A 12452-nucleotide genomic window follows, 5' to 3' on the forward strand; every position below is an offset into this window, starting at 1 on the left:
GGAGGTTGATCCGGGGCCCTCGGCGTTCTGTGGTGCGCCGGGCGGTCAGCGGCCCGTCACGCGGAGCACCGCGGTGCGCGAGGTGGCCGCCCCGGCGGCGTTCGTGGCCACCGCCCGGTACCGCGCGCCGTCCCGGGCGCTCGTCCCGGTGACCGTGAGCGTGCTGCCGGTGCCCACCGACGTCCAGGTGGGCGAGCCCGCGCGCTGCTCGAACCACTCGACGCTCGGTGCCGGCCGCCCGGAGACCTCGACGGAGAACCGGGCGACCTTGCCGGACCGCACGCTCGTGTCCCGGGGCTGGTCGACGATCCGCGGCGCCACGGGGGCGGGCGACACCGTCGCCGTGGCCGAGGTCGCCGTGCCGAGGGCGTTGGTGAAGACCGCCCGGTAGTCGACCGGCTTGGCGCCGACCCGCACGGTGAGGCTCGGGCCCTGTGAACCCGGGATCGCGTGCCAGGCGCCGCTGGTCCGCTGCTGCCAGCGCACGGTCGGGACCGGATAGCCGCTCGCCGCGGCGACCAGCGTCACCGTCGACCCCGTCGCCCCGGTCACCGACGCGGGCTGCGTCGTGAGCGCGGGCGCCGCCCGGGCCACCCGCACCGTGGCGACGTCCGTGGTGGCCGACCCCTCGGTGTTGGTGAAGACCGCGCGGTAGCGAGCGCCGTCGACCCGTGCGGTGACCGGCAGCGTGAAGGTGGTCGACGTCGCTCCGGGCACGTCCTTCCACTGCCACGGGAGGATCCCGCGCACCTGCCACCGGACGGTCGGCTCGGGGTAGCCGGACGCCGCGGCCGTGAGGCTGACCTCGGCACCCAGCGCACCCGTGACGGACACCGGCTGCTGGGTGACCACTGGGGCGGACGGCTCGACCGCGGGCGCCACCAGCTGGGCCACGCCCCACCGCGAGGTGTTCTGGTACGAGCGCCCGGTCGGGTCGGACCACGTCCGCACCGAGCCGCGCACGCCGGCCGTCCCGTCGTTGACCTGGAAGTCGAGGCCCGCCAGGTCGCCGGCCGTCACCGGGTGCCCGAGCGACAGGGAGGCCTCGACGACGTACCCGCCGTCGACCACCGCGGTCGCGCTGGTCAGCCGGTCCCCGATGACCGAGAGGTCCCCGCTGACCGACACCGCGTTGAGGTAGTTGATCCGGTACTGCCCGTCGGCCGGGTTGTACGGACCGGACTTGGCGTTGACCGGGTCGAGGAACACCTCGACCGAGTCCTGCTCCCAGGCGTTGGTGCTGGTCGCGTCGAGCGACGGGTCCGTCACCTGGGCCAGCACGTCGATCCGGTCGTCGTGCCACAGCAGCCGGACGGCGGCGGACGCCCCGGGGGTGCCCTCGACCTGCACGTCGGTCCGCACGACGGGCGCGTCGGCCCAGGCGGGGTCGATCGTGCCGTCGATGGTCGGCGGCGTGGTGGTCTGCGGGACCTCGACGTAGCCGACCGGCTCGACCAGGGTCACGACGCCGAGCGGGCCGCCGGTCTCTTGGTGGTGGGCGAGGTCGTTCCACGAGACGAGGCCGCCGCTGCCGTCGGCCACGCGGACGTCGAACGGCACCGTGGTGCCGACCGCGCCGGGTGCGGACAGGGGCAGCTGGGCCACGGCGGTCCAGCCGTCCGCGGTCGGCGTGCCGGAGCTCCGCGTGACCACCACGGGCGCGCCCGAGCCGAAGAGCGTGACCGTGTCGGCCGCGCCGTCGTCGGTCGCGTCCACCACGTGCACGTACGCCGTGAGGTGGTCACCGGACCAGCGCAGCTGGAACCCGGTCCCGCCCGAGACGGGGATCAGCGGCAGCAGGCGCCACTGCAGCTCGTCCGGGGCGTCGGCCTGCGGGGCGTTCGCCTGCCGGGTGAGCGTCGGCAGCTTCGTCGGGTCGACGATGCCCCAGTACGCCGCCTTGGCCTGCAGGTCGCCGTCGAACGGCAGGGGAGCGCCCGTCCGCCAGCTCCGGCTGTCGTACGGCCCCCATAGGGTGACCGCGAACAGGTCCGGGAACTCGCGGAGCATCGAGAACAGGCTCGCGTAGTAGTAGCCCTGCTCCACCAGCTTCTCGGCCGTGACCGTGCCGTCGATCTGCACGTCCAGCTCGCTCACGTCCTGCAGCAGGCCCAGGGGCGCGAACGTCTGCAGCGTGGTGCGCAGCTGGTCGATCGACTGCGACAGGCTGATGTGGAACTGGTGCCCCACGCCGTCGATCGGCACGCCGTCCGCCAGCAGACCCTGCAGCACCGTGAGCATCGCCTGCCGCTTGGCGGGCAGCTCGGTGTTGTAGTCGTTGATGAACAGCTGGACCGGGCCGTCGGGGTCGCCCCCGTTGAACGCCTGCGAGGCGATCTCGAACGCGTCCTTGATGTAGTCCGGGCCGAGCGTGGTGTACCAGGGGCTGCGCCGCAGGCCGTCGCTCTCGCTCTCGGCGATCGCCTCGTTGACCACGTCGAAGCTGACGATCGGGTTGCCGGCGGTGCCGAACTCCCCGTACTTGGTGCGGTAGTGGTCCGCCACGGTCTCGATGTGCGTCCGCATGCGGGCCAGCAGCAGGGCCTGGTCGGCCGCGCTCGCGGTCAGGGGCGTGCCGTCCGCGTGCTGGAAGAACCACGCCGGCGTCTGGCTGTGCCACACGAGGGTGTGGCCGTGCACCCGCATCCCGTGCGCCAGCGCGAAGTCGACCAGGTGGTCGGCGGCGGCGAACGTGAACGTGCCCTCCGTCGGCTGGATGGCCTCGGGCTTCATCGAGTTCTCGGGCGTGATCTGGCCGTAGTGCTTGGTCACCAGCTGCTCGCCCGTGCCGACCGTCTCGCGGTCGTCGATCGCGACGCCCACGGGCCAGGGCAGCACGTCCTTGAGGGACGGGATGTCCTGCTGGACCGGGGGAGCGGTCGAGCCCGTCACCACGACGTCGTCCACCAGGAACGACGGCGTGCCCGACGCGGTCTCGAAGTAGAGCAGCGCGCTCTCCGCCGCCGCCATCGTGTAGGACGCCTGGACGTGCACCCACGCGTCGGCGGTCACACCGGTCGCGGTGGCGACCGTGTCGTACGACGACGAGCCGGCGTTGTCGCGCTGCACGCTCACGCGCACGTCCGCGCTGCCGGTCTCGCCCGCGGGGAGCTTGACCCACGCCGAGATCTGGTACGTCCGGCCGCTCTGGAAGATGCCCGTGACGGGTGCCCCGAGGCCGTGCCAGGTGTCGGTGCGCCCGGTCACCGACGCCGACTGCGCGCCGGCGTGGGCCTCCGCCGCGGTGACCGCGACGGTCGGCGCCGTGCCGTTGCCGCGCGCACCCCAGACGCCCAGGCCGTCCTCGAACCCGGTGGACAGTGACGTGGTGGGCGTGCCGGTGTCGTCGGCGCCGCCGGCGGGCAGGGTGAACGACCAGCCCGCTGCGAGGCGCTCGGTCACCACGGTCTGCACCGCCGCGAGCGTGCCCGAGCGGTCGCCGCCGCCGTCGTGCGTGAGCACCACCTGGCCGGGCTTCATGGCCGCCCGCAGGTTGGTGGTGAGCGTGGGGACGTCCTGCGTCTCCCAGTCGCTGATGGTGTTGACCACCGCGAGCGGCTGCATGCCGAGGGAGACCGCGACCCCCGCGGTCTGCCCCCAGCTGCCGTTCGGGGCCCGGAAGTACGGGACCTTCGCGTTCGGGTCGCCCAGGGCGTCGCGGATGATCGCCAGGTTGGCGACGAGGTCCGCGCGCACCTGCTCCGGCGTCCAGCTGCCCATGTCGGCGTAGCTGGTGGAGTGGTTGCAGAGGGTGTGGCCCTCGCGGACGATGCGCTGCAGCACCGCGGCGCCGCCGGTGGCCTGGATGTTCTGGCCGATCACGCAGAACGTGGCGTGCAGGCCCTGCGCCTTGAGGAAGTCGAGCAGCGCCTCGGTCGTGGCGCCGTTGGGTCCGTCGTCGAACGTGAGCGCGGCGACGTCGCCGGTGCCGCGGGCGGCGGTGACCGGGGTGGTGGTGGGGTTCACGGCGCCTCCGGGGACGACGTCGGGGTCGGTGCCGCCGCCCGTGCCGGCGGGAGCCGTGATCACGACGTCGTCGAGCAGCAGGCTCGGGTTCGTGCCGTCGATCGCGGCCGCCTCGAGGTACAGGCTGGCCGCCGTGACGGCGGCGTCCTTGGTGTACGTGCCGCCGACCTGCACCCAGGCGTCGGCCGTCACGGTCACCGGCGAGCCCACCCACGCGTACTGGTTGGCGGCGGGCGTCTGGTCGACGGTGAAGTGCACCGCCGACGAGCCCGTGGTCCCCGGCGCGAGCCGCACCCAGGCGGAGACGGTGTAGGCGGTCCCGGCGGTGAACAGCTCGGCCACGCTGGTGGCGGGCCCGTTCCAGTCACCGGTGCGCCCGCTGACCAGCAGGCTGCCCGACCCGGAGTGCGCGTCCGACCCGGTCACCGCGAGCGTGACCGGTCCTCGTGGCCCCCAGGGGGCCGGGTCGGGGGTCTCGAAGTCGCTCTGCAGGACGACTGTCGGCCCGGTCTCGGCGGCCTGTGCCGGCGGGGTCGTCAGACCCGCCACCAGCAGGGCTGCCACCACGGTGAGGACTCGTGCACGTCTCATCAGCGCTCCTTTGCGCGATCGGCTCCGCTCCGGGCCGGACGTTACGCACCATCCGGACGAAAGCGCCAGGGGTGCCGACATCGTTATTGATAACGTTATCGAATCGTGAGACGCGCACGCCACGGTCCCGCGCGGGTGGACCGGCGGGTTCGGGGCGGGGGCCGGCGCAGGTCCGCGGATCGGCCAGCCGCAGGTCCGAACGTGACGTGGATCACCGTTAGTAAAACGTTATCGATAACGTTTGACGGGACGGCTTCCCGGCTGCAACAGTGGCGACTGCGCCCACCGTCAGCGGAGACCGGGCGTGTGTGTGAGGAACAGGACTGCACCATCGGGGACGGTGGTGCCGCTCTTGCGAAGCGGGCGCAGAACCGGCACGGATGCCGGCCTGCGGCGGTGACGGGCGGTGCGGGCAGCACGGCCGGCACGGGCTGTTGCTCTGGTGGCAGTAGCGGTCCGCCCAGCAAGGGGCCAGCTTTCCACTCTGTGTAACTCGACGAAGAGGACAGATCTCATGATTGCTCGCAAGCTCCTGGCGGTCTCAGCCGCCATGGTGATGGGTGCCGCCGGGCTCACCGCCTGTAGCGGTGGCGACGGTGGCAGCAGCGACAGCTCGTCCGGTGGCGACGTGCAGATGACCTTCTGGCACAACTCCACCACTGGTGAGGGCAAGGCCTACTGGGACGCGACCGTCAAGGACTTCGAGGCCGCGAACCCCGGGGTCACGATCAAGATCCAGGCCATCCAGAACGAGGACATGGACGGCAAGCTCCAGACCGCCCTCAACTCCGGTGACGCCCCCGACATCTTCATGGCGCGCGGCGGCGGCAAGCTGGCCGACGTCGTCGCAGCCGGCCAGGCGCAGCCCGTCGAGGTCGACGACGCGACGAAGACCGCCGTCGGCGACGCGGCGTTCAGCGCGTTCACCGTGGACGGGAAGATCTACGGCATGCCGATGTCGATCCTCCCGGGCGGCATCTACTACTCCAAGGACCTGTTCGCCCAGGCCGGCATCACCGACACCCCGAAGTCGATCGACGACCTCGAGGCTGCGGTCGACAAGCTCAAGGCCGCCGGGATCGCCCCGATCGCCCTCGGCGCCAAGGACGCGTGGCCTGCCGCGCACTGGTACTACTTCTTCGCCCTGCGCGCCTGCTCGAAGGACACGCTGGACAAGGCCGCGGCCGAGATGAAGTTCGACGACCCGTGCTGGAAGAAGGCGGGCGACGACCTCGAGGCGTTCTCGAAGACCTCGCCGTTCAACGAGGGCTTCCTGACCACCTCCGCCCAGCAGGGTGCCGGCTCGTCGGCCGGTCTGGTGGCCAACCACCAGGCGGCGATGGAGCTCATGGGCGCCTGGGACCCGGGCGTGATCGCGTCCCTGACCCCGGACCAGAAGCCGCTGGCCGACCTCGGCTGGTTCCCCTTCCCGACCACCAGCGGTGGCAAGGGTGAGGCCGGTGCCATGATGGGTGGTCTCGACGGGTTCTCCTGCTCCAAGGACGCCCCGGCGGAGTGCTCGAAGTTCCTGAACTTCGCGATGCAGAAGAAGTACCAGGAGGGCTACGCGAACGCGTTCCACACGCTGCCCGCCAGCCAGGAGGCGCAGGGCGTGGTCACCGAGCCGGCTCTGAAGGACGTCCTCGCGTCGTACAACGAGGCGCCGTACGTCTCGCTGTGGCTCGACACGCTGTACGGCCAGAACGTGGGCAACGCGCTCAACACCGGCGTGGTGAACCTGCTCGCCGGCCAGGGTGACTCGGCTGCCATCGTCAAGGGCGTCGAGGACGCGGCGGCGAAGGAGTAACTGCACCATGAGCAACTCCTTGGGCGAGGGCAGTCTCGCCGTGACCTCCTCGCCCGAGGGTTCCTCGGTGGACGGGGACGGCGCCGACACGGCGTCGTCCCCGGTCTACCGGGTCGGGTCGTCACCATGGCGGCAGCGCCTCGAGATCCTGCTGCTCGCCGGTCCCGCGATCCTCATGTTCCTGGCGTTCGTCATCTTCCCGGTGCTGCTGGGCGGGTACTACGGGTTCTTCAAGTGGAAGGGCTTCGGGCCGCCGACGAACTTCGTCGGGCTGCAGAACTACGTCACGATCCTGCAGGACTCCACGTTCCACGACGCGGTGCGGCACAACTTCGTCATCGTGATCCTGTCCCTGGTGCTCCAGGGACCCGCGGCGGTGCTGCTGGCGCTCCTGCTCAACCAGAAGATGCGCGGCCGCTCGCTCGTGCGGGTGCTGATCTTCGTGCCGTACGTGATCTCCGAGGTGATCGTCGGCACCGGCTGGAGCCTCATGCTCCAGACCAACGGCGCGGTCAACGACCTGCTGGTCAAGATCGGGCTGCCGAACTGGACCGTGGACTGGCTGTCCGACCCGAAGGTCGCGATGGCGTCGCTGATGATCATCATCACCTGGAAGTACATCGGCTTCGCCGTGATCCTGTTCCTGGCGGGGCTGCAGAGCATCCCCGAGGAGCTGTTCGAGGCGGCGGCGATCGACGGCGCGAGCTACTGGCAGACCCAGCGGCGCATCACCTTGCCGCTGCTCGGCCCCACGATCCGGATCTGGGCGTTCCTCTCGATCATCGGGGCGCTCCAGCTCTTCGACCTCGTCTACATCATCTGGGGCCAGTACGTGGCCGCGACGGCCGGGACCTCGACCATGGCCACCTACATGGTGGTCAACGGGCGCAACGCCGCGAACTACGGCTACGGCAGCGCGGTCGCGGTGGTCCTCTTCATCATCTCGTTGATCGTCGCGCTGACCTACCAGCGGTTCGTGCTGCGGCGCGACACCGAGGGCGCCCTGACGGAAGGAAAGAAGTGATGACGGCGACGACGGCGCCCCCGCTGAGCCCGACGACCCCGCGCGCGGTGGCCGGCCGCAAGCGACCGAGCCTGTCCCGTGCCGGCTGGGCGACCTACGTCGTGGCCTGGGCGCTGGTCGGCCTGTGCATCACCCCGGTGCTCTACATCATCATCGGTGGCTTCCGGACGAACGCCGAGATCACGGTCGACCCGTCGGGCTTCCCGACGAAGTGGCAGCTGGTCAACTACTCCGAGGTGCTGAGCAGCCCGATCTTCTGGCGCCAGGTGGGCAACTCCGTGATCTGCGGGGCGTTCACCACGATCGGCGTCGTCGTCCTCGGCGTGGCGGCCAGCTTCGTGCTCGCGCGCTACAACTTCTCCGGCCGGGCGGCCCTGTACGCGCTGTTCGCCGCCGGGCTGATGTTCCCGATCACGGTGGCCATCACGCCGCTCTACATCATGATCCGGGGCCTGGGCCTCAGCGACAGCCTCGCCGGCATCATCCTGCCGCAGATTGCCTTCGCCCTGCCGACGACCATCATCATCCTGGTGCCGTTCCTCCGGGCGATCCCCAAGGAGCTCGAGGAGGCGGCGTCCATCGACGGCGCGAGCAGGCTCGGCTTCTTCTTCCGCATGGTGATCCCGCTGTCGATCCCGGGCGTGGTGACCGTCGGGATCCTCGCCTTCATCGCGAGCTGGAACAGCTACCTCCTGCCGCTGTTCATCCTCAACAACGAGAACAGCTACACGCTCCCGCTCGGGGTCCAGGCGTTCGCGTCGCAGTACTCCGTGGACACCGCCCGGGTGCTCGCGTTCACGTCGCTGTCGATGATCCCCGCACTCCTGTTCTTCACGATCTTCGAGCGCCGCATCGTCGGAGGTCTCACCGGCGCGGTCAAGGGCTGACCACCCGCCGAGGTCCGACTGCGGGCGCGGCTCACGTCGCGCGCGCCCTGCGGTTGCCTGTCCGCGCCGTCCGACGGACGACGCACCCATACGCCATGACGAAGGAGAAGGGCCCGTGGTCGACGCCGTACCCGCCATGCCCCAGGTGTCCGAGCGCGTGCGCGCGCTGCACGCGCAGATGACGCTCGAGGAGAAGCTGGCCCAGATCGTGGGCTACTGGCTCGACCAGAACGGCACCGTCGCGCCCATGCAGTCGGAGATGGCGGCGGGCCAGCAGCCCTCCGGCCGGCTCAGCGAGACGACGCGTGACGGGCTCGGGCACTACACGCGGGTCTACGGCACCCGGCCGGTCGACCCGGCCGAGCGTGCCGCCTGGCTGTGGGCGGAGCAGCGGCGGCTCAAGCGCGAGACGCGGCTGGGCATCCCGGCGCTGGTCCACGAGGAGTGCCTCACCGGCCTCGCCGCGTGGCAGGCCGCGACGTACCCGACACCCCTCGCCTGGGGCGCGGCGTTCGACCCCGACCTGGTGCACGACGCGGCGCGCGCGATCGGGGACTCGATGCGGGAGCTGGGCATCCACCAGGGCCTCGCCCCGGTGCTCGACGTCATCCGCGACCCCCGGTGGGGCCGCGTCGACGAGTGCATCGGCGAGGACCCGTACCTGGTCGGCACCGTGGGCACCGCCTACGTCCGCGGCCTGCAGGAGGCGGGCGTGCACGCGACGCTCAAGCACTTCCTGGGCTACTCGGGCTCGCGGTCGGGCCGCAACCACGCGCCTGTGAGCGCGGGCCCGCGCGAGATCGCCGACGTCTTCCTGCCCCCGTTCGAGATGGCCGTCCTCGACGGCGGGGCCAGGTCCGTCATGAACTCCTACACCGACGTCGACGGCGTGCCGATGGCGTCCAACGCGGAGTACCTCACCACCGTCCTGCGGGAGCGGTGGGGCTTCGACGGCGTGGTCGTCGCCGACTACTTCGCGGTGGCGTTCCTGCAGGTCATGCACGCGATCGCGGCCGACCGCGGCGAGGCCGCCGCGCTGGCGCTCGAGGCCGGCATCGACATCGAGCTGCCCACGGGCGACGCCTACCTCGAGCCGCTGGCCGCCCGGGTCCGTGCGGGCGCCCTCGACGAGGCGTTCGTCGACCGGGCCGTGCTGCGCGCCCTCGCGCAGAAGGAGGAGCTGGGCCTGCTCGACCCGGACGCCTTCGAGGACGAGCCGCCCACCGAGATCGACCTCAACTCGCCGCGGCACCAGGACCTGGCCCGCCGCCTCGCGCAGGAGTCGGTCGTCCTGCTGTCGAACGGCGGCGTGCTGCCGCTCAACGGGTGGGCCACCGCGCCGACCCGCGTCGCGGTGGTCGGCCCCAACGCGCACCGCGCCGAGGCGCTCATGGGCTGCTACTCGTTCGCCAACCACGTCCTCGCGCACCACCCCGAGCTGCCGATCGGCTTCGAGATCCCGACGGTCTTCGAGGCCTTCGAGGGCGCGTTCGACCGCGCCGGTGCGCCCCGTCCCGAGCTGGTGTTCGCCGAGGGGTGCACCGTCGAGGACGACGACACCTCCGGGTTCGCCGAGGCCGTCGCCGCCGCGGAGGGCGCCGACGTCGCCGTCGTGGTGGTCGGCGACCAGGCCGGCCTGTTCGGCCGCGGCACCGTGGGTGAGGGGAACGACTCCGAGTCGCTCGAGCTGCCCGGCGTCCAGCGCCAGCTGGTCGAGGCGCTCGTGGCCACCGGCACCCCCGTGGTCATGGTCCTGCTGACCGGTCGCCCGTACTCGGTCGGCTGGGCGCTCGACGGCACCGGCGCCCGGCCGGGCGCGGTGCTGCAGGCGTTCTTCCCCGGCGAGGGCGGCGGCCTGGCCATCGCCGACGTGATCACCGGCGCGGTGAACCCGTCCGGACGGCTGCCCGTCTCCATGCCGCGCTCGACGGGTGCTCAGCCGTACTCCTACCTGCAGCCGATCCTCGGCGGGCCGTCGGACGTCACGTCGACCGACTCCACCCCGCTGCGCCCGTTCGGCTTCGGGCTGTCCTACACGGAGTTCGCGTACTCCGACCTGACCGTCGACCCGTCGGTGGGCTCGAGCGGCACCTTCACCGCCGCCGTGACCGTGACCAACACGGGCGCGCTGCCGGGCGCCGACGTCGTCCAGCTCTACGGCCACGACGTGCAGGGCACCATCGCGCGCCCGGTCGCGGCGCTGCTCGGCTACGCGCGCGTGGAGCTCGAGCCGGGTGCCTCCAGCCGGGTCACCTTCTCGGTGCCGACCACCCGCTTCGCCTTCACGGACCGCCGCATGGTCAAGGTGGTCGAGCCCGGCGACGTCGAGGTGTGGATCGGCTCGCACGCCGCCGCCTCGGGCGCGGGCACCAGCACGAAGGAGTCCACCGGAGGCGTGATCTCCAACGGGCGCGCCACCGAGAAGCGCGAGATCCCCGGCACGGCGACGGCCCGCGCGGTCGTGGCGATCACCGGCGACGTGCACGCCGTCACGACGGCCGACCCGCGGTCGGTGGAAGTCAAGATCGTCGCCCCGTGACCCTCGTCCGCAACCCCCTGCTGCCGGGGTGCTACCCCGATCCGTCGATCTGTCGGGTGGGCGAGGACTTCTACCTCGTCACCTCGACCTTCGAGTACTTCCCGGGGCTCCCCGTGTTCCACAGCCGCGACCTCGCCGGCTGGGAGCAGATCGGGCACGTGCTCGACCGGCCCGGCCAGCTCGACATGGACGGCATCGCCTCCTCGGGCGGCCTCTACGCGCCCACGCTCCGGCACCACGACGGCACCTTCTGGCTCGTGTGCACCCTCGTCGACCAGCAGGACGCGACGCGGGGCGGCAACTTCCTGATGACCGCCACCGATCCCGCCGGCCCGTGGTCCGACCCGGTCTGGCTCGACGCCGACGGCATCGACCCGTCGATCTTCTTCGACGACGACGGCCGCGTCTGGGTTCACGGCACCCGGCTGGCCCGCTCGCCGCAGTGGCACGACCAGACCGAGGTCTGGGTGCGCGAGCTCGACCCGGCGACCATGACCCTGGTGGGACCCGAGCACGTCATCTGGAACGGGGCGCTGCTCGGCGTGGTGTGGGCCGAGGCGCCGCACCTCTACAAGGTCGACGGCACGTACTACCTGGTCGCCGCCGAGGGCGGCACCGAGTTCCACCACGCCGTCTCGGTCGCGCGCGCGGACGCCGTGACCGGGCCGTACGTGGGCACCAAGGGCAACCCGGTCCTCACCCACCGGCACCTCGGGGTGGGGTCGGACGTCGTCGGCGTCGGGCACGCCGACCTCGTGGAGGCGGCGGACGGCAGCTGGTGGGCCGTCCTGCTGGGCATGCGGCCCTACGGCGGGTACCACTACAACCTCGGCCGCGAGACGTTCCTGGTCCCGGTGGTCTGGGAGGACAGCTGGCCCGTGCTCGCCCCCGGCGTCGGGCGGGTCACGGCCGAGGTCGAGGTGCCGTTCGCCGGGACCCCCCGTCCCGGCGTGGCCCAGGGCCTCGCGTCGGGCACCGTCCCGCCGGACGACCTGCGGTGGACGTCCCTGCGCCGGCCCGCGGCCGAGTTCGCGACGGCCCGCGGCGACGGCTGGGACGTGCGGATGCGGCAGAGCACCCTGAGCGAGCCCGTGACCCCCGCCTTCCTCGGTGTGCGGCAGCAGCACGCCGACGTCGACGTGCGGGCGACCGTCCGCGCGACGCTCGCCGAGGGGGAGGAGGTCGGGCTCGCCGTGCGGCAGTCGGAGGACGACCACGTGCGGCTGCTGCTCACCGCCTCCGGCACGGCGGTCGCCGTGCACCGACGGGGCGGCGTCGAGTCCGTCCTGGGCGAGCTGCCGCTCCCCGCGGGCGACGAGCCCGTCGCGCTGACCGTGCGTGCGCGGGGGCAGGACTACGCGCTGCTCGTCGCGGTGGGCGAGGGGGAGCCGGTGACGGTGGCGTCCGTCGACGGGTCCGCGCTCGACTCGGTGGCGACCGGCGGGTTCCTCGGACTGTGGATCGGCGTCTACGCGACGAGCAACGGGCGCCCGACGACGACCGTGGTCCAGGTGGAGCGGTTCGAGTACCTGCCGGCGCTCTGACGGCGCCGCGCGGAGCCGCGGCTCGACGCGGCGCGCCCGCACGGCCTGCCGCGCGCCGCGGGTCTACGCTGCGGGGAGCGCACTGGGAGACTGC

General features: G+C 72.1%; 6 protein-coding genes. 5 read left to right on the forward strand and 1 reads right to left on the reverse strand.

Translation table 11 applies throughout. The features are described from left to right. Positions 1-45: 45 nt before the first annotated feature. On the reverse strand, positions 46-4557 hold the full coding sequence (locus tag AB5970_RS05295; protein WP_370502869.1) for an endo-1,4-beta-xylanase: 4512 nt from the start codon (positions 4555-4557) through the stop codon (positions 46-48). 514 nt (positions 4558-5071) lie between these two features. Here AB5970_RS05295 and AB5970_RS05300 point away from each other — a divergent pair. The 5 genes from AB5970_RS05300 (at position 5072) to AB5970_RS05320 (ending at position 12358) form a co-directional block, all read left to right on the forward strand. After that, positions 5072-6364, forward strand: coding sequence for an extracellular solute-binding protein (locus tag AB5970_RS05300; protein ID WP_370502870.1), 1293 nt, complete (start codon positions 5072-5074; stop codon positions 6362-6364). Between the two features lie 7 nt (positions 6365-6371). Further along, positions 6372-7388: a carbohydrate ABC transporter permease gene (locus tag AB5970_RS05305; protein ID WP_370502871.1), complete on the forward strand. Its 1017-nt coding sequence runs from the start codon at positions 6372-6374 to the stop codon at positions 7386-7388. After that, positions 7388-8275: a carbohydrate ABC transporter permease gene (locus AB5970_RS05310; RefSeq protein ID WP_370502872.1), complete on the forward strand. Its 888-nt coding sequence runs from the start codon at positions 7388-7390 to the stop codon at positions 8273-8275. Before AB5970_RS05305 ends, AB5970_RS05310 begins: the two co-directional genes overlap by 1 nt. Positions 8276-8411: 136 nt before the next feature. After that, positions 8412-10814, forward strand: coding sequence for a beta-glucosidase family protein (locus AB5970_RS05315; RefSeq protein ID WP_370503026.1), 2403 nt, complete (start codon positions 8412-8414; stop codon positions 10812-10814). Continuing rightward, on the forward strand, positions 10811-12358 hold the full coding sequence (locus tag AB5970_RS05320; RefSeq protein ID WP_370502873.1) for a glycoside hydrolase family 43 protein: 1548 nt from the start codon (positions 10811-10813) through the stop codon (positions 12356-12358). Before AB5970_RS05315 ends, AB5970_RS05320 begins: the two co-directional genes overlap by 4 nt. Positions 12359-12452: the final 94 nt, after the last annotated feature.

The organism is Cellulomonas sp. ICMP 17802, from assembly GCF_041295535.1.
Classification (GTDB): domain Bacteria; phylum Actinomycetota; class Actinomycetes; order Actinomycetales; family Cellulomonadaceae; genus Cellulomonas.

Excerpts from the sequence above, each read along its gene's own strand:
- AB5970_RS05295 (WP_370502869.1), bottom strand. The coding sequence starts at position 4,557 with ATGAGACGTGCACGAGTCCTCACCGTGGTGGCAGCCCTGCTGGTGGCG.
- AB5970_RS05300 (WP_370502870.1), top strand. The coding sequence starts at position 5,072 with ATGATTGCTCGCAAGCTCCTGGCGGTCTCAGCCGCCATGGTGATGGGT.
- AB5970_RS05305 (WP_370502871.1), top strand. The coding sequence starts at position 6,372 with ATGAGCAACTCCTTGGGCGAGGGCAGTCTCGCCGTGACCTCCTCGCCC.
- AB5970_RS05310 (WP_370502872.1), top strand. The coding sequence starts at position 7,388 with ATGACGGCGACGACGGCGCCCCCGCTGAGCCCGACGACCCCGCGCGCG.
- AB5970_RS05315 (WP_370503026.1), top strand. The coding sequence starts at position 8,412 with ATGCCCCAGGTGTCCGAGCGCGTGCGCGCGCTGCACGCGCAGATGACG.